At 58.2% G+C, this 17,249-nt stretch carries 19 protein-coding genes; all 19 read left to right on the plus strand.

Translation table 11 applies throughout. The features are described from left to right. Nucleotides 1–75 precede the first annotated feature (75 nt). The 19 genes from ACQKP4_RS08815 (at nt 76) to ACQKP4_RS08905 (ending at nt 17,205) form a co-directional block, all read left to right on the plus strand. Entirely contained in the window at nt 76–1,299 is a 1,224-nt protein-coding gene (locus tag ACQKP4_RS08815) for a maltoporin (RefSeq protein WP_427632259.1), read from the plus strand. Between the two features lie 62 nt (nt 1,300–1,361). Beyond that, nucleotides 1,362–3,884 (plus strand): phosphoenolpyruvate--protein phosphotransferase, encoded by a 2,523-nt coding sequence (gene ptsP / locus ACQKP4_RS08820; RefSeq protein WP_427632261.1) that lies wholly within the window; start codon nt 1,362–1,364, stop codon nt 3,882–3,884. A 2-nt stretch (nt 3,885–3,886) separates the two neighbouring features. After that, entirely contained in the window at nt 3,887–4,171 is a 285-nt protein-coding gene (locus ACQKP4_RS08825) for a PTS transporter subunit EIIB (protein ID WP_427632263.1), read from the plus strand. 671 nt (nt 4,172–4,842) lie between these two features. Then, nucleotides 4,843–5,451, plus strand: a complete 609-nt coding sequence (locus ACQKP4_RS08830; RefSeq protein WP_427632265.1) for a response regulator — start codon at nt 4,843–4,845, stop codon at nt 5,449–5,451. Nucleotides 5,452–5,474: 23 nt separating this feature from the next. Next, complete coding sequence (locus ACQKP4_RS08835; protein ID WP_427632267.1) at nt 5,475–7,220, plus strand: ATP-binding response regulator; 1,746 nt, start codon at nt 5,475–5,477, stop codon at nt 7,218–7,220. Nucleotides 7,221–7,545: 325 nt separating this feature from the next. Further along, nucleotides 7,546–8,493 carry a sigma 54-interacting transcriptional regulator gene (locus ACQKP4_RS08840; protein WP_427632269.1) on the plus strand — a complete coding sequence of 316 codons (948 nt, stop codon included), beginning with the start codon at nt 7,546–7,548 and terminating at the stop codon, nt 8,491–8,493. A 113-nt stretch (nt 8,494–8,606) separates the two neighbouring features. Then, entirely contained in the window at nt 8,607–8,813 is a 207-nt protein-coding gene (locus tag ACQKP4_RS08845; RefSeq protein WP_427632271.1) for an ATP-dependent helicase HrpA, read from the plus strand. Nucleotides 8,814–8,879: 66 nt separating this feature from the next. After that, complete coding sequence (locus ACQKP4_RS08850; RefSeq protein ID WP_427632273.1) at nt 8,880–9,800, plus strand: DNA-binding protein; 921 nt, start codon at nt 8,880–8,882, stop codon at nt 9,798–9,800. 32 nt (nt 9,801–9,832) lie between these two features. Beyond that, entirely contained in the window at nt 9,833–10,189 is a 357-nt protein-coding gene (sctI, locus tag ACQKP4_RS08855) for a type III secretion system inner rod subunit SctI (RefSeq protein WP_427632274.1), read from the plus strand. 9 nt (nt 10,190–10,198) lie between these two features. Continuing rightward, on the plus strand, nt 10,199–10,993 hold the full coding sequence (sctJ, locus tag ACQKP4_RS08860) for a type III secretion system inner membrane ring lipoprotein SctJ (RefSeq protein WP_427632276.1): 795 nt from the start codon (nt 10,199–10,201) through the stop codon (nt 10,991–10,993). Continuing rightward, nucleotides 10,990–11,634: a hypothetical protein gene (locus tag ACQKP4_RS08865; RefSeq protein ID WP_427632278.1), complete on the plus strand. Its 645-nt coding sequence runs from the start codon at nt 10,990–10,992 to the stop codon at nt 11,632–11,634. The genes sctJ and ACQKP4_RS08865 overlap by 4 nt, the downstream gene beginning before the upstream one ends. Further along, nucleotides 11,585–12,187, plus strand: a complete 603-nt coding sequence (sctL, locus tag ACQKP4_RS08870) for a type III secretion system stator protein SctL (RefSeq protein WP_427632280.1) — start codon at nt 11,585–11,587, stop codon at nt 12,185–12,187. Before ACQKP4_RS08865 ends, sctL begins: the two co-directional genes overlap by 50 nt. A 69-nt stretch (nt 12,188–12,256) precedes the next feature. Beyond that, nucleotides 12,257–12,478 (plus strand): serine kinase, encoded by a 222-nt coding sequence (locus ACQKP4_RS08875; RefSeq protein ID WP_427632282.1) that lies wholly within the window; start codon nt 12,257–12,259, stop codon nt 12,476–12,478. Then, nucleotides 12,465–12,872 (plus strand): type III secretion system chaperone, encoded by a 408-nt coding sequence (locus ACQKP4_RS08880; protein WP_427632284.1) that lies wholly within the window; start codon nt 12,465–12,467, stop codon nt 12,870–12,872. Before ACQKP4_RS08875 ends, ACQKP4_RS08880 begins: the two co-directional genes overlap by 14 nt. Beyond that, complete coding sequence (sctC, locus tag ACQKP4_RS08885; RefSeq protein WP_427632286.1) at nt 12,865–14,877, plus strand: type III secretion system outer membrane ring subunit SctC; 2,013 nt, start codon at nt 12,865–12,867, stop codon at nt 14,875–14,877. The genes ACQKP4_RS08880 and sctC overlap by 8 nt, the downstream gene beginning before the upstream one ends. Nucleotides 14,878–15,176: 299 nt before the next feature. Beyond that, a complete protein-coding gene (locus ACQKP4_RS08890) occupies nt 15,177–15,527 on the plus strand; it encodes a negative regulator of hrp expression HrpV (RefSeq protein ID WP_427632288.1) in 351 nt (116 codons plus the stop codon). Between the two features lie 99 nt (nt 15,528–15,626). Further along, on the plus strand, nt 15,627–16,025 hold the full coding sequence (locus ACQKP4_RS08895) for a type III secretion system chaperone (RefSeq protein ID WP_427632290.1): 399 nt from the start codon (nt 15,627–15,629) through the stop codon (nt 16,023–16,025). A gap of 155 nt (nt 16,026–16,180) precedes the next feature. Next, a complete protein-coding gene (locus tag ACQKP4_RS08900; protein ID WP_427632291.1) occupies nt 16,181–16,879 on the plus strand; it encodes a hypothetical protein in 699 nt (232 codons plus the stop codon). Further along, nucleotides 16,876–17,205: an HrpW-specific chaperone gene (locus ACQKP4_RS08905; RefSeq protein WP_427632293.1), complete on the plus strand. Its 330-nt coding sequence runs from the start codon at nt 16,876–16,878 to the stop codon at nt 17,203–17,205. Before ACQKP4_RS08900 ends, ACQKP4_RS08905 begins: the two co-directional genes overlap by 4 nt. The last annotated feature ends 44 nt before the right edge of the window (nt 17,206–17,249 follow it).

Consider the following 17,249-nt stretch of genomic DNA (forward strand, 5'->3'; position numbering starts at 1 on the left):
AACACGCAGAACGTTGCGCGGAGGACTTTTGCGCGCCGAATTTGCGAACCAACAATAAAAATAATGGGGTGGTGCTTGAAAACAATAATAAAACGCAGACTGGCTGCCGCGAGCGTGTGCCTGGTGTTGCCACTGTCGGCTGAAGCGCTGGAGTTCGCAGGTTACGTGCGTAGCGGTGTCGGGACGTCGGTCAACAGCAGTGCCCAGTCATGTTTTCAATTGCCGGGGGCGCAGACAAAGTACCGATTGGGCAACGAATGCGAGCAGTATGCAGAGCTGGAATTGCGCCAGGATTTGTACAAGCTGGAGGATGGTTCGGTGCTGAGCGTCGACGGCATGGCTTCGTTGTATAACCAGTACAACAAAGACCTGACGTTCAACGGCGACAACGGCTCGGTGCGCATGCCGCAGATGTATGCGCAATGGTCAGACATGCCCAGCCTCAACGGCGGTTCGCTGTGGGCCGGCCGGCGTTATTACAAACGAAACGATATCCACATTTCCGACTACTACTACTGGAACCAGAGTGCCACGGGTGCCGGTATCGAAGATGTGTTGATCGGCGATCTGAAATACAGCTACGCCTTTTCGCGCAAGGACAATCTGTACCAGAAGGACTACATCAACCGTCACGACTTCAATGTGGCCGGCTTCAACACCAACCCTGGCGGCCAGCTGGAAGTCGGCTTGAGCTACATCGACAAACCCGACAGTCGAGACGCTCATCGCGGCTGGGCGATCACCACGCAGCATGTGCAAAAAGGCTTTCTCGGCGGCAAGAACAAACTGGCGTTCCAGTACGGCGAAGGTCCCGGTACCGGGTTGGGTTATACCGGTAACGTGAAGCTGGACGACAGCAACAAAAGCTACCGCGTGGTGGAGTTCTTCGACTGGCAGGTGACGCCGCGCTTTGGCGGGCAGATCGAGGCGGTCTATCAGAAAGATATCCGCTCCGATGGCGCCGGTCAGAATTGGCTGTCGCTGGGCGTGCGTCCGACTTATGCGCTCACTGAGCAGTTCAAACTGGTGACCGAGCTGGGGCACGATCAGGTCGAAGCCACGGGCGGCACGCGCAAACTGAGCAAGTTCACCTTCGCCCCGACATGGTCGCCCAAGGGGCCGGAGTTCTGGGCACGGCCCGAGGTGCGACTGTATTACACCTATGCCAGCTGGAACGAGGCGGCCAAGCGGGCGGCCAATGAACTGGCGGCGGGTTCGGCGCTGTCCGACACCGGCGCTTTCGGCACCGCGCGACACGGTTCGAACGTCGGGTTACAGGTCGAGTACTGGTGGAAATAAGCAATGCTGTCGGAGCCTTGCGCTCCATCGGCACTTCAAAGAACAGAACAGCAGGTGACGTCATGGCCACATCCCAACAATTGCAACTGCTGGCACCTTTGTCCGGCGTACTGATGCCGCTGGATGAGGTGCCGGACCCGGTATTTTCCAGTCGCGTGATCGGCGATGGTCTGTGCATCGATCCGACTTCCCAGATCCTGTGCGCGCCGATCGCCGGGGTGGTCAGCAATGTGCAAGCCAGCGGGCACGCCGTCAGCATCACCGACGACGACGGTGTGCAGGTGTTGATGCACATTGGACTCGACACGGTGAACCTGGCCGGTAAGGGCTTCACCCCATTGGTGGTGGAAGGACAGCGGGTTGAAGCGGGGCAGGCGCTGATCGAGTTCGACGCCGATTACGTCGCCTTGAACGCGCGCAGTTTGTTGACCTTGATGCTGGTGATCAGTGGTGAGCCATTCACCTGGCTGATCCCGCAAACCGGTCTGGTGGAAAGTGGTCAGCCTCTGCTGGGTTTGCAGCGCGTCGATCAGGCCACCGCTGAGCCCACGCCGCAAGAGGGCGAAGCGCTGTTCTCCAAACCAGTGACGCTGGCTAACCCCAATGGCTTGCACGCCCGACCGGCCGCCGTTTTTGCCCAGGCGGCGAAAGGATTTTCAGCGAGCATTTGCCTGCATAAACAGCAGGCGAGTGCGAATGCCAAATCCCTGGTGGCGATCATGGCGTTGCAGACAGCCTTTGGTGACAGTCTGCAAGTCAGCGCGGTGGGGCCGGATGCCGAAGTGGCGATCAAGACATTGGCCGAATTGCTGACGGCGGGTTGCGGAGAAGCAGTGGCGGCGCACGTTGAACCAGATGTGATTTCATCACTGACGGTTTTGCGTGGTGTGTGTGCGTCGGCAGGATCGGCGTTCGGCCAGGTGGTGCAGATTGCCGAGCAAACATTTGAGGTCAAGGAGAGCGGCGTCGGCGCGCAGGTTGAAAGCGAGCATCTGTCGCGCGCCTTGACTGAAGCAAAAGGGGCCTTGCAGCGGTTGCGAGATAACGCCACCGGGGACGCGCAGGCAGAGATCTTCAAGGCTCACCAGGAACTGCTCGAAGATCCGAGTTTGCTGGATCAGGCGCAGGCGCTGATCAGCGAAGGCAAAAGCGCTGCGTTCGCCTGGCGGGCGGCGACCGAGGCGACGGCTACGCTGTTCAAGGGCCTTGATAACCCTTTGCTGGCCGAACGGGCGGCGGACCTGGCTGACGTCGGCCAGCGAGTACTCAAATTGATTCTGGGGGTTCAGGATCATTCGATTGATATGCCTGAAGGGGCGATTCTGATCGCGGATCAACTGACGCCGTCCCAAACCGCCGGACTCGATACGCGCAAGGTTCTGGGTTTCGCCACGGTCGGCGGTGGCGCCACCAGCCACGTCTCGATCCTCGCCCGGGCGTTCGGGTTGCCGGCCATTTGCGGTTTGCCCATTCAGATACTGAAGCTGGTCAATGGCACCCAGGTTTTGCTGGATGCCGACAAGGGTGAGCTGCACCTGGCACCGGATCCGGAAGCTATCGCGCAGTTGCAGGCCAACCGTCAGCAACAACACAAGCGTCACCAGCATGAGCTGGAACACGCCACGCTGGCGGCCTGTACTCGCGATGGTCATCACGTCGAAGTAACGGCCAATGTTGCCTCGCTGGGTGAAACCGAGCAGGCGATGAATCTGGGCGGTGAGGGCGTGGGGCTGTTGCGATCGGAGTTTCTTTATCTGGACCGCCACCATGCACCCAGTCATGAGGAGCAGGTAGCTACTTACAGTGCCATCGCCCAGGCGTTGGGGCCGACCCGTCGTCTGGTGGTCCGAACGCTGGATGTCGGCGGCGACAAGCCTTTGGATTACGTGCCGATGGACAGCGAAACCAATCCGTTCCTCGGCATGCGCGGCATTCGTTTATGCCTGGAGCGTCCGCAACTGTTGCGCGACCAGTTCAAGGCGATCCTGAGCAGCGCCGGACAGGCACGTCTGCACATCATGTTACCCATGGTCGCGCAGCTGTCGGAGTTGCGTCTGGCCCGGCAGTTGCTCGAGGAGGAGGCGTTGGCAATGGGCCTCACCGAATTGCCGAAACTGGGGATCATGATCGAAGTGCCTGCCGCCGCGCTGATGGCGGACCTGTTCGCGCCCGAGGTGGACTTTTTCTCCATCGGCACCAACGACCTCACCCAATACACCTTGGCCATGGATCGCGACCATCCACGTCTGGCCAGCCAGGCCGACAGTTTTCACCCTTCGGTGTTGCGACTGATCGCCAGCACGGTGAAGGCCGCCCACGCGCACGGTAAATGGGTCGGCGTGTGTGGTGCCATGGCTTCCGAAACTTTGGCGGTGCCGCTGTTGCTGGGGCTTGGGGTGGATGAGTTGTCGGTGAGCGTGCCGCTGATTCCGGCGATCAAAGCGGCGGTACGCGAAGTGAGTCTGCTGGACTGCCAAGCCATCGCCAAACAAACGCTGGGCCTTGAAAGTGCCGAGCAGGTGCGCGAAACCTTACGCGCGTATCAAGTGTCCACAGTCGATACCTCACTGGTTCTGGAGAACTGAACATGTTTGAGAAAATGCAAAGGGCGTTTTGGAAAGCCTTGACCCCGGATCTGATTGTGGACAATTCGTCGGGCTCTACTCGACCGGCTTCTGGTCTGGCACAGGGCATCGTGACGGCCTTGGGCGGGCTGGAGAACCTCAAATCTCAGCAACTGGTGGCACTGACGCGGGTGCGGGTGGAGTTGCGAGACGTGCAACGCGTAGATCGGCAAGGGCTAAGTGCGGAAGGCGTGACGGGGTTGATGTTGCTGGAGGGCGGCGTGCTGCACCTGATCACCCCCAAGTAGCACCAAACACACGGACAACGCGAAGGTGCTCGAAGCGTCTGTTGATGATTGATGCCTGAAAAACCGGCCAATGTGGCAGCGATGTGGTCGGTTTTTTCGTACTGCAATGAAGCGCATCTATCTATAGATGGATGGGGATTGTCATGCGCGAAAAAATGGCGGCCCAAGCCCGGATGAACAAAGTGCCGTCCATTACTTATCGCATCATTAGCCAGGGGCGGTGCAACCCTCATGCTTATCGACGCCTGTTATAAATCACGCTGCCGAGAAGTGTCACTCACTTCTTATTAGGGCGCAGTGTGCCAGGCCGTTGCGTAACGACCATTGTTTGTGAAATGTCTTCGACACCCTGTTTCTGAAAACACCTCTCTCCACTGCCGGAGTTTGAGTTTTTATTACATGGGGTCACTTCGAAATAATAGTGTTCAATGAGCTTCTTACGCACCTCCGGGGCCCAAATACATTCGATGAATAGGTGAGGGAAAGATGTCTACAATGCGCACTCGCGTGAATTCGACAGCTGAATTGCCCCCCCTTTCGACTACCGCGTATTTGGTTGTTATAAAAAGAAATTTCTTAAAGGTAGGGCAGCTGTCGAGAAATTTATATAGTCCATAAGGACTATATCTAAGCGCTTGCTGGTAGCGAGCGGACGCGCTATTCATACGGCTATGAATACAACTTCGATTCTTCTCATTGATGACCACGCATTGTTCCGCTCGGGCATCGCAATGGTGCTGGAAACGGGACTGGAGAATATGCGCGTGTTCGAAGCTGGAACGCTTCAGGAAGCGCTTCGGCTCGAAGGTTGCGACCCTGCGCTGGTGTTGCTTGACGTGCAGTTGCAAGGGGTGAGCGGGCTCGAGGGAATAGGGTCGCTGAAACGTAAATGGCCGCTGACGCGCATTGTTGTCGTCTCTGCATTTGATCTGCCGCAGGCAGTCATAGAAGCGGTTGAACACGGGGCCGCGGCGTTCATTTCCAAAACGGAGAAAGCCGAGCGGATGCTGGAACTGGTCCGTGCACTTCTCGACGATAGCGACGCCTCGACGCCCTCGAATCTTGCCAGTAATGAATCGAACCGGCCAAGGCTCACGCCGCGGCAGTGCGAAGTGCTTGATCTCCTTTGCCAGGGTTTGTCGAACAAAATGATCGGCAGAAAGCTTGATCTGTCGGAGCACACGGTGCGCGGGCACGTGCAGGCGATGCTGGCGACTCTGCGAGTCTCGAGCCGTTCCGAAGCCACGTATGCAGCGCGTCGGCTTGGGCTTGTTCGTTGAACTCGGAGCAGGATGAAATCTCAATGTTCTCCGAGCAGTTGCGGTTAATACTGACGGGCGTGCGCGAGTCGATTGTTGTCGGAATGTTGTTGTCGTGCATGCTTTTGTGGGCACTGTATCGCCCTGCCGACAACCTGCTGTTAGTGATTTGGTTCGTGACGTTTGTGGTGATCCGCCTCAGTGGCGTCATGTACTCGCATCACATGTTGCGGCATTGCTTCATCGGCTGGGATGACAGCTATCTAAAAAGCATTCAGAGAACGCTGGTGCTTAACAAGATTCTCGAGGGTCTTTCCTGGGGCGCGCTGGTATGGATCAGTTTCGACAGTGCAACGTTAGCCGAAAGAATCTTGCTGATTTCGCTGATGGCGGCGATCAGCGGCAACGCCGTTTCGCTGCTGTCGCCGATCATTGCGGTTTATCTTTCGCTGGTGTTGCCCATGCTGGTATTGGTGGCCACAAAACTCTGGCTTGAAGGCGACAGTGCGTACCTTGTCCTGGCCGGCGCATGCCCGTTGTATGTCGGGGCACAGTTCGGTCAGGCGCGAACTTACCGGCGTTCTCTGCGTGAATCCATTGCGTTGCGCTTTCAGAACCTTGGGCTGATTGCCAATCTCAAATCTGAATCGGAAACCGCCGCACAAGCGCGAGATGAAGCGGAAGAGGCCAACCTGGCCAAGTCCAAGTTCCTTGCAGCCGCCAGCCACGATTTGCGTCAACCGATTCACGCGCTGGGGTTATTTCTGGAAGTGCTTTCGCGCGGCAATCTGACGCCCTGCCAACGGCAGGTACTCGACAACGCAAGCGCCGCCGCGTTGGCTTCCGCCGAAATGCTGAACACACTGCTGGATTTTTCACGCATTGAAGCAGGGGTGATAGAGGCCAGGTTTCGCGATTGTCAGTTACAGCCGTTGTTGAACAAACTGGAAAATGAACTGGCGCCTCAAGCGGATTCAAAAGGATTGATTTATCGCTGCCGGGAAACTCGACTAATGGTCCGCTCCGATGCGGCCTTACTGGAGCTTATCTTGCGCAATCTGATCTCCAACGCGATTCGTTACACCGATATCGGCGGAATACTGATTGCCTGCCGACGACGTGGCGGTGAAGTGTTGATCGAAATCTATGACACCGGCATCGGAATTGAGCCTGCGCAGCAACTTAATATCTTTCGTGAGTTCTATCAGTTGGGCAATCCGGAACGGGACCGGCGAAAGGGCCTGGGACTGGGACTGGCGATTACGGATGGGCTTATCCGATCGCTGGGTCATCAGCTTTCACTCAGCTCGAGGTTGGGCAGGGGCAGTCGGTTCCGGGTGATTGCGCCGCTGGTGGATCCGCTTGTCAGCGGCAGCCTTGCTGCTGTGGATGAGCCGTCACAACAACTTGATATTGATGATCAGCAACTCAGCGGCAAATACATGCTGGTCATCGACGATGACGAAGCGGTCAGGCAAGGCATGTATCTCTTGTTGAAAGGATGGGGGTGTGAATGTTTTACAGTCGAAACGCTCGATCAGGCCAAACAACTGGGAACGCAGACCCCAGACGCCATCATTTGTGATTACCGTCTGCGCGAAGGTTTCAGTGGCGGTGATGTCATCCGCTTGCTCAGAGACTATTACGAACATGACGTACCGGCCTTGTTGGTGACGGGCGATACCGCGCCTGAACGACTACGGGAGGCTACCGCGACGGGCATACCGTTACTGTATAAGCCGCTGTCGCCGCTCCTGCTCAGAAAAACGCTGGTCGGTCTGTTTGGATGATTCAACGGCAGGTCTTTTGGTGAGCATGCTTGTTTCACGCCCGTTGAATTTATGGCGTACAGGAAATCCCTTTAAGGCTCTTTGATATTTCCTTTCGTCGTTCATCCAGTTGTTCATTTACATGACATTAACGATCAATTGACAGCTCCCATACCTGATTCCAGGACGATGTCTGGTGTGAGTACTCTAAAAATAAAATCATGGTGAAACAGGAATACCTTGGAGGACTGCTGCTCCGTGTTTTTGCACCGGCGGACCGGTGCGTGACGCAGCGTTCGGTATTCCTCGATCCAAGTGACGGCAACTATCATCGGGGGGGGAAAAAATGACTGGGGAGCGGCCGCACGATCTCGCGCCACCACTCGAACATGAAGTCCTCGACGTCATCGGTGCGTTGAAACATTTCATCCGCAAAGCTGCGCCACTCAAGGTTGACATGGTATTGCAGGGGGAAACCGGAACCGGAAAAGACACGCTCGCCAGATGCATCCATAAGCTATCCCGGCGTGAGGGGCCATTGATCGCGTTGAATTGCGCAGCAGTTCCCGAACAATTGGCCGAAAGTGAATTGTTCGGAGTGATCGCCGGCGCCTATACCGGCGCTTCAAAATCCCGCGCCGGTTATATCGAAGCGTCCAATCACGGCACCCTGTATCTCGACGAGATCGACAGCATGCCGTTGTTGCTCCAGGCCAAGCTGCTCAGGGTGCTGGAAATGCGCGGCATTGAGCGACTGGGTTCGACACGTTTTGTGCCCCTGGATCTGCGAGTGATCGTCGCCACCCAGACACCGCTGGAAAAACTGGTGGAAGAGGGCAAGTTTCGCCGAGATCTGTTCTTTCGGCTGAACGTGATCAAGGTGTTGCTACCGACCTTGCGGTCGGAGTTGCAGCACATCCAGCCGCTGTTCCAGCGCTTCGTGCATGAAGCCGCCAAACGCCACCACCAGCCCATTCCGGACCCCGACCCCCATCTGCTTAAACAACTGCTGTGCCATCGGTGGTCGGGGAATATTCGAGAGTTGAAATGCGCCGCCGAACGCTTTGTATTGGGCATGCCACCGATCCAGACGGAGAATGACGAGCCTGACTTCGAGGGCACCGAGAATCTTAAAAGCTATTTACGGCTGTTTGAAAAAGCCTTGATACAGGATTGCCTGTCCCGTCACCCCAAATGCATCGAGGCGGTGGTCAACGAGCTGGGAATCCCACGCCGAACCCTCTACCACCGAATAAAAACCCTGAGCATCGACTGTTCCGAGCTGCCCTCATGAACTGCAATCAAGCTATTTGCCGTTAATCATGGAACTGCTTTGGAAAACAGCCCACTCAATGTTCGAACATCAATCCGGTGTTCAAACCATTATCGATGATCAGGAGAATAACTATGGCCGGTGCCGCATCCCTTGGCGCTTCGATGGCAGCAATGACAAAGATGGACGCCACTGCCGCTGCAACTACCACGATGAACGCAGAAGCCCAGTCCAACAAGATGATGACCGATACCGTTAACGGTATTTCTGCCGCCTATCAGGACTCCGCAACTAAAGCGCAAAACGCTGCTCAGCAAAACGGCAAGGCGATCAACTACTAATAGGTCCCGCCCCCTCGACATTAGTCGAGGGGGCGAAGGCTTGCGCAGTCAATCAGGAGTGAGTCTATGAATGCTAATTCGATAAGCATGCCCCAAGGCGCCAGTTTTCAAGCCAGCCTGGGCACTGCTTCCAATATGTCGGATTTCAAAAGCAGTTCCGATGGTGCAGCGGGTCAGATTGCGTCTTTGTTAGGCGACGCCTTGTTCAAGAAATCCGGAAGTGGCTCCACAATCGGCGATGCGAAAAATCCATTGCTGGGCATGATTGCCGATTACATGGACAAGAGCCCTGGCGAGTTCGGCAAACCTGACGACGCCAATGGCAAAGTTCGTAACTGGCGTGATGAGCTAGGCGAGGACAACTACCTTGATGCCAATGAAACCAAGGCATTTACCAAGGGGTTGGAGGGGTTGATCAAGGACATCCTTGGCGGCGGCACTCAAGACACCAAAGGCCTCGGCACCAACAACAACGGTGGCTGGGACCAGAAGCAGAAAGTTGGCGACGCTGGCGGCTCGGATGACATCCAGGCGCTGCTGTCGGCGCTGCTGGGCAGTCTGGGTGAGGAGAAGCTCGACAATCTGCTCAAGCCTACCGGCGACGCCGCGCGCGACGGGCGCGGGGAGATGGAATTTTCGAACGACGACAAAGATGTCCTCAAGGAAGTTTCGCGCTTCATGGACATGCACCCCGAGGAGTTTGGCAAGCCGGATGGCAAGTCCAAGGACTGGATGGGTGAGTTGTCCGAAGGCGATCAGTTTATGTCTCGCGGCGAAAGCGAACAGTTCCAGAAAGCGATCAACATGATCAAGGCCGAAGTCAAAGACAGCGCCCAAGGCAATTCACTGGGCGGCTTGTTTCCCGATGCCGAGCAGAACTTTGCCAATGGCGGCGCGGGCAACACGTTGAAGACCGATGCCAGCATTACCGCCGGCAATGTGCTGTCGGTGCTGACGCAACAGAGTGCAACCAGCTACCGCAGCTGACTGTGAAATTTTGTCCTGGCAGGAGAGCGTGAATGGCGATTTCAGGGGTATCAGCTAACCACTCGGGTCTATCCGGTTCCGAAGCGGTGCCGAGCGCAGCGCCTGCCCAGGCGGACATAGCCTGGTTCAATGTGCAGATGCAGCAGGGCGCGAGTCGCCCCGCGCATGAGGAATCGGCAAAATCGTCGATTGCTCAGGCATCGACCAGCTTGTTGAAAGATGGCGAGAAAGCGAATCGGGATTTGCAGCGAGCCGCTCGGTCCATTGACCCGCAGCAAGCGCTACAGGCCAACCGATCGCTGTCGTCGTTCTATCTGGAAAGCCTGCTCAGCGCCAAGCTGGTGAGCAAGGCGACGCAGAGCGTGGAAAAACTCACAAGTCTCCAATAAGGCGTGACCATGCATCCCAAGGTATTCAGGCCAATCGTGATGGCCTTGATGATCTTGCTGTTGACGGGCTGCGGCGAGCGCATGGAGTTGCATCGTGGCTTGTCCGAACAGGACGCCAACGAAGTACTGGCTGAGCTGGCGAACAAGCATATCGATGTGCAAAAACGTTTGGACAAGAATGGCGTGGCAGTGCTGGTAGCGACGGGCGACTTGTCTCGAGCCGTTCGCGTGCTCGAGGCTGTCGGTCTGCCTCGCCGTTCGCGTTCGAGCCTGGGTGATGTGTTCCGCAAGGAAGGGGTCATTTCCTCGCCGCTGGAAGAACGTGCCCGGTATCTTTATGCGCTGTCCCAGGAACTGGAGCAGACACTGTCGCAGATCGATGGCGTGGTGGTCGCGCGAGTACACGTCGTGCTGCCCGAGCGCATTGCACCGGGTGAACCGGTAATGCCGGCCTCCGCCGCCGTGTTCATCAAGCACCGGGCCGAGCTGGACCCCGATAGCGTATTGCCGCGCATCCGCCGCATGGTGGCCAGCAGTATTCCCGGCATGAATGGCGCCGATGACAAGAAGCTTGCGGTGATCTTCGTGCCCGCGCAGGACTATCTGGAAACCGAAGAGCTCATCAACATCGGTCCCTTCAGCCTGACGCCTGAACGTCTGCAATTCTGGCAGTGGATCGGGGGCCTGTGCGCTGTGGCGTTGTTGATGCTGCTCGGCGGGCTGGTCGCCATCAACCCGGCCTGGCGCAAACGCCTGACGGGTGCCACCGGCGAGACGAATCGTCCGCCGCCCGATCCCTCATGAGTTTGCTCAACATCAGCGATGAGCAGGCGTTGGCGTGGGTGCAATGGTGGGTGAGCGGAGCACGCGTCGCCGATTCGAGTTGGTGTCTGGGTGACGCGCCGGTGCGGCCTGAGCTTTGGGCATGGCTGCAACGCCACCCGAGTGCCGGGCTCGATCGATATGTGGGCCTCACCGCGACGTTACCGCCGACACCTCAAGCCAATTTGTTGCCGTTGCTGCGTTTGAACACCGCGCAGTGGTCGCGTGTCTTGAACCTGGTGGTGCAGGTGTGTGCGGGTAATGACCCGCTGCGAGAGACCGACCTCGACGCCGCCGACCTGATTTGGTGTCGCCGGCTGGGCAGGGCATTACAGCCGGGGCGCTGGTTGCCGGCGCAATGGCCTGGCAGCGCTGCGCACGTGCAAGGTTTGCGCCTGTTGCGCGCCTGGGTGGGTGAGCCAGTCTGGCAGCGCCTGCGCCTGCATTTTGACCGTCGCCGGATCGAAGACGCCGAGTGCGTTGCTTTCGACAATTTGCCCGCGTCGCGGCTGGAGGCCTTGTGGCAAGCGGTCGCGTGGTACGCCATTACTCTATTTGCAGAAGGACCGCCCCATGCTGACCCATCGCAGCCTGACCCTCAGTCGACTTCAGGTTCTGCCTGACGGCCTGGTGTTACGTCGCGAGATTCTCAGCGACAGTGTGCTCGCCGAGCAATTGCTGGCGAACGCGCAGGCGCAGGCCGATGCGCTGCTGGAGAGTGCGCGCGTGGAAGCCGATCGTCTGCGTGAAGATGCGCAGAAGGGGGCCGTCGCCGAGGTCTGGCGTCAGGCCGATGCGCTGTTGGAAAACTGGCAGCTTCAACGCCGTCAGATGTGGGAAAACATCACCGCTACGGCAGAAGCGCTGGTGGGTACGGCGTTGCAGCAGTTGCTGGCAGAGCAAACGGACGGAGCGCGCATCAGTGCCCTGGTGCAGCAACTCCTCGCCGCGCAGCCGGAAGATGACGCCGCCGTGCTTTATTGCCATCCGGATTGGTTCGAACCGGCGGCCGAGAGGTTGCAGCAGGCCAGTGCGGCGTGGACCTTGCGTGCAGACCCGTTGTTGCCCCCGCAGACGCTTTGCCTGCGCACCGAACAAGGCGAGTTCAGCCTGAGCTGGACCGCGCTCACAGACGCCTTCTGGCCGGGGGCGACGGCCGATCGCGCGATTGATTGATCGATGCCATGGAACCAACTCTCGCGAAGTGCCACTCAGTGAGTAGTTCTCGGACCTGGAGTAATTACGATGATTTCTGCCGACGCTCTGCGCCGTCGTCTCGACAACAACTTCGAGCAGGCACAAAAGGACTTGGGCACCGCCGCGACCAATATGGATGCGTTTTCCCCGGATGACTGGCACGCCTTCAACTCCGCCATTCGCCAATCCTCAACGGCCAGTTGGGCTGCCAACCAGGAGATCGTGGTCAAGCACAACCTGGCAAAGGCAATCATCAATGAAATCCGCTGAGCTGAAGTTGAGCTTATTGCACTGGCTAGACAGTGGCGACAGCGAGTTGAAGTTGTTGATCGATCAGGCATCGTTTCGGTTGCAGCGGCGTCCAGGCGGCGTGGTGTGCATTGCAGTGCTGAGTGCTGCATGGCGAGGAGACGATGCCGGACTGGAGGCCGCCTTGCACCTGTCCGGCCCCAGCCTGGGGCGTTTCAGCGCTGCACTGGCGCTTGACCCGGTGGAGCGGCGGCTGTGCCTGATGCGTTACCTGACATTTGTCGATGTGGCAGTGATTCTCGCTGCCCTCGAAGAATTGGCCAATCAATGGGATGTCTGGGAAGTGATGCTCGAACGCAGCACCGCACCGTCTCGTCCCGTTCATCGCCCAACCTTGGGAAGCCCTTATGTTTAAGCAACTCTGCGGGTTTTCTCTGTTGGCGCTCTTGTCGTGGCCGGTAGAGGCAGTAGTGCCCGAAGACTGGCGCCAATCGGCGTACGGCTATGAAGCCTCGCAAACCCCGCTGGAAACCGTCCTCAAAGACTTCGCCGATGCCTATGGCGTCGGTCTGAGCATGCGGGGCGTCAGCGGCGTGGTGGACGCCAAGCTGCGCGCGCCCAACGCCGAGGCGTTTCTTGACCGCCTGGCGCTGGAGCATCAGTTCCAGTGGTTCCTCTACAACGGCAAGCTGTACGTGAGCCCGCAATCGGCGCAAGTGTCCCAGCGTCTGGAAGTGTCCGCCGACGCCGCCCCGGATCTGAAGCAGGCATTGACCGATATAGGCTTGCTGGACAAGCGTTTCGGCTGGGGCGAGCTACCTGATGAAGGCGTGGTCCTGGTCAGCGGGCCGGCGCGTTATGTGGAGTTTATCCGCAGCTTCAGCAAGGAAAAGGTCAAGCCCGATGAAAAGCAGCAGGTGATGATGTTTCCACTGCGGTATGCCGCCGTGTCCGACCGGCATATCAGCTACCGCGAACAGCAAATCACTGTCCCCGGCGTGGCCGGCATTCTTGAAGGCCTGTTGGACAGCCAGCGCTCGCCCATGCCTTCGGCGCAGAATCCCAGAGCCAATGTCGAGGCGTTGCAAGGGATGGCCGATATGGCCCGGGGCAAAATCATGAATCTGGCTGCCGGGGCCGCCAACGGTCAGTCCGGCGGCAAACCCGCCACCGGAGGCGGTGGCAAGCGCCGGGTGGCGGCGGATGTGCGCAATAACGCCGTGTTGATTTACGACGATCCGGAAAAACGCGCGCAGTACCAGCAGTTGATTGAGCAATTGGACCTGCCCAGTAACCTGGTGGAAATCGACGCCATCATTCTTGATATCGATCGCAGTCAGTTGCAGAGCCTCGGTTCTCGCTGGTCGGCCCGAGCCGGTGGCGTGGACTTTGGCAGCTCGTTGCTTGGCAGCGGGTCGTCAACGTTGTTCATTCGCGACTTTGATCGCTTTTACGCCGATATCCAGGCGCTGGAGGGGCAGGGCGTCGCCTCGGTGATTGCCCGTCCTTCGGTGCTGACCCTGGAAAACCAACCGGCGGTGATCGATTTCAGTCGCACCCAATACATCACGGCCACCGGCGAGCGTGTCGCCGACATCATGCCCATCACGGCGGGCACCAGCCTGCAGGTGATTCCCCGCACGATTCCGGGGGAGCAGCACAATCGTTTTCAGTTGATTGTCGATATCGAAGACGGCCAGCTGGAACAACAAGCCGACCAGCAAACCCCGACGGTAAAGCGCGGCACGGTCAGCACGCAGGCGGTGGTCAGTGAGAACCGCTCGCTGGTCATCGGCGGCTTCCATGTCGATGAGCGCGGCGACCATAAGGACCAGGTGCCATTCCTGGGGAAACTGCCGCTGATCGGGTCGTTGTTTTCCTCGACGCGACGCGAAGTGTCCCGGCGCGAGCGCTTGTTCATTCTGACCCCTCGGCTGATCGGCGATCAGGTCGACCCGTCACGTTACGTCGCCAGCGAAAATCGCGCTCAGCTGGACAGCGCACTGGCCTCGGGCAGGCAACCGGGGCAAGCAGCGGATTTGCGCGCGCAAATCGGTACGACGTTCGCAGACCTGGTCCGGGGGCGGATTTCCAGCAACATCAAACCGGCATCTTCCGGCGTCGCGCTGCACGATTTGTGCAAAGTGAACGCTTCGTTTGCACTGGATCGAGAGCGCATGCAGTGGTTCAGCGCGGAGCGATTTACGGTGGCGGTGGGTGTGATCAAAAACATCAGCGACAAACCGCAATACCTTTCGCCAACCATGTGCGCGGGACCGCAAACACTGGCGGTCACTGCTGCCCCGCAATTTCAGATCCAGCCGGGTGAGTCGACAGAGATTTTCGTCGCCACGCGGCCCGTGGCAATGCCTTCGACCCCCGGTGCTCCGGCACGGATGTCGATGTTGCCCGAACGCTAAGGGTGGGATAGCAAGACACAGTAGCGCGACGCCCGGTGACGGGGCGCGCAGTCCATAAACGTTGCTCCGCGACAGAGTAGGGTGTTCAAAAACAAACAAGGAAGGTGAAGCTATGAAGTTCTCTTATGCCGCAGTCCTGGTGATCAGTCTGCTTTGTTTGAATGGTTGTGCTGTTACGCCAGACACTTCCTGTACGGCACAAAACTGTCCGCCTTATGAGGCCGACAAACCAGGGTTGAGCGTGTGGTGGTCTCCGGTACTGCGTGACGGAGGTGGCGAATACAGTACGGTATCTCTCAATGACTGAATCTACCCTGCAAATGAGTGATCAGCAGCGCTTCCTTAATCAGGTAAGTGAAAAACGCGCCAGCAAATGGCAATGGGCGCCGGGTATCGAGTTTGTCTGTCGCCAGGAAAGTCTGGGCTGGGCATTGATGCTCAATATCGAGCGTCAGGCGCAGCGTCCCGACCTGTTTTCGGAAACGCTTAGACGACGTTTTGAAAACGCCGAATCGTACGAGGGTTACTACATCTGTCTCGATAGCCGGCGAACGTTTGTGGTCTGGCACGAGCTGGATCACACCTGTCAAAGCGCTCAGCTGCAATCGTTGGTTTCGCAACTGTTGTCGCTGGCCGGGTTGAGGTGCTGACTTCAGAAAAATTATTCAGGGCGGAACTCTCCTCCCTGTTTTCTCCACTCAGGCTGCAAGCCGGCATCAGCTTGGCGACTTCAACCTGAGGAGCATTACATGGCGAACTCCCGACCGGACATCCAGCGTTTCATTGCCCATTTGGGCGCGCAACTGGGTGTTCCTTTAAACCTTCAAGATGGCGTGTGCGCGTTGAATGACAGTGCGCAGCAGCAGGCGGTTGTCATCGAGGTCCCGGACCACAGCGACGGTGTCATCTTGCATTGTCGACTGGGAGGTTTGCGCCCTGGGCCGAACAACATGCAACGCCTGCTGAGCATGAACTTTGATGTGGCCAACCTGCATGGCTGCTGGCTGGCGCTGGACCAGCAGGATGTGCGCCTGTGCACCCAACATGCGCTGGCGCAACTTGACGAACAGCGGTTTTGCGACCTCGTCCAGGGTTTCATCGCACAGGCGCAAGCCACGCGTACCGAGCTCGTCCGGGTAATCAGCTGACGTTCGAAGGAACCACCTGGTCCCATGGACCACTCAGTGACGGTGACCCTTTGGAATTTCCGGCGCGTGCTGCCGGACATTGGCCAACAGGTGTAGCGATGAAGGTGGTCGCTTTCGGACAATTTCAGAAATGAGGTGCGAAGCAAATGGCAGACATGAGTGTACTTTCCGGTTCATCACAGAGTCTTGTAGGCCTCGCGGGCGGTGGCGCGGCGCCTGAGCAAGGAGCCAAAGGCGCCACGAGCGGCCAGTCGGGACTTCAGGAACTCGCCGGCATGCTGGCCGACATGTTGTTGGGGTCGTCCTCGGACAAGGGCGGCGGCGCTGGTGGTGCTGGCGGTGCGGCCGGTGCCGGCAAGAACTCCGGTGAAGACTTGCTGAAAAGCCTCAAGGGTGAAGACGACAAGCCCGGCCAGGACGAGAAATCCGCCGATGGTACGGGGGGCGGATCCGCCAAGGACATTCTGACTCAGGTGCTCATGGCACTGTTCGAGAAGATTCTCGGTGGGGACGGGTCCAAGGGTGCCGACGGCAATAAATCCGCCGAAAACGGCGGCGTTTCAGGGCTTGGTGGCGCAAAAGGTGCATCAGGCGCCGGTGGTGCGGACGGTGGCTCAAGTGTTGAAGAGCAGGCCAATACCTTGCTGAAAAGCCTGGGCGAAGGTTCGCTGGATAAATCCATCAGCCCCACCGGCGATGGCGGCGGCCAAGTGTCTCAGGACGACAAGCTCAAGGAGTTGCTGGAGATGATCGGCCAGTTCATGGACAGCCACCCGGAAACGTTTGGCACACCTGCGGCTGGAGCTGGGGGCGGCGCTGAGGCTGGCGGTGAGGGTGGAGGACGACTGAAATGAGTTCTGAACGGGCTGACAATGACTTTTCGGCGGACAGTTGGCGCAGTCTGGTCCAGGGCGATGGTTACCTCGATCCCGCTCAGTGCCAGGCGTTCAGGCAAGCGATTGGCATGGTCAGCGACTCTTTGCACACCACCTTGGGCAAACCACCGGAGCGCCTTCATGGACGCTTCGATCTGGCGGCACACGTCGACAGCCTGGAGACTGACTTCCAGCGAAATGCCGGTACTGACCAGGTCAACGCAGCGGCGGCCGTGACGGCGTTCTGGATCGTGCGGATTATCGCCGACCGCTTGCTCGAAGCCGCGGGCGACAAGACCCGCTAGTCATGTGTAATCACTGAAACATCAAGGGCTCATCGAATGATGAG

The organism is Pseudomonas sp. NPDC086278 (assembly GCF_050280905.1).
In the GTDB taxonomy this organism is placed as follows: domain Bacteria; phylum Pseudomonadota; class Gammaproteobacteria; order Pseudomonadales; family Pseudomonadaceae; genus Aquipseudomonas.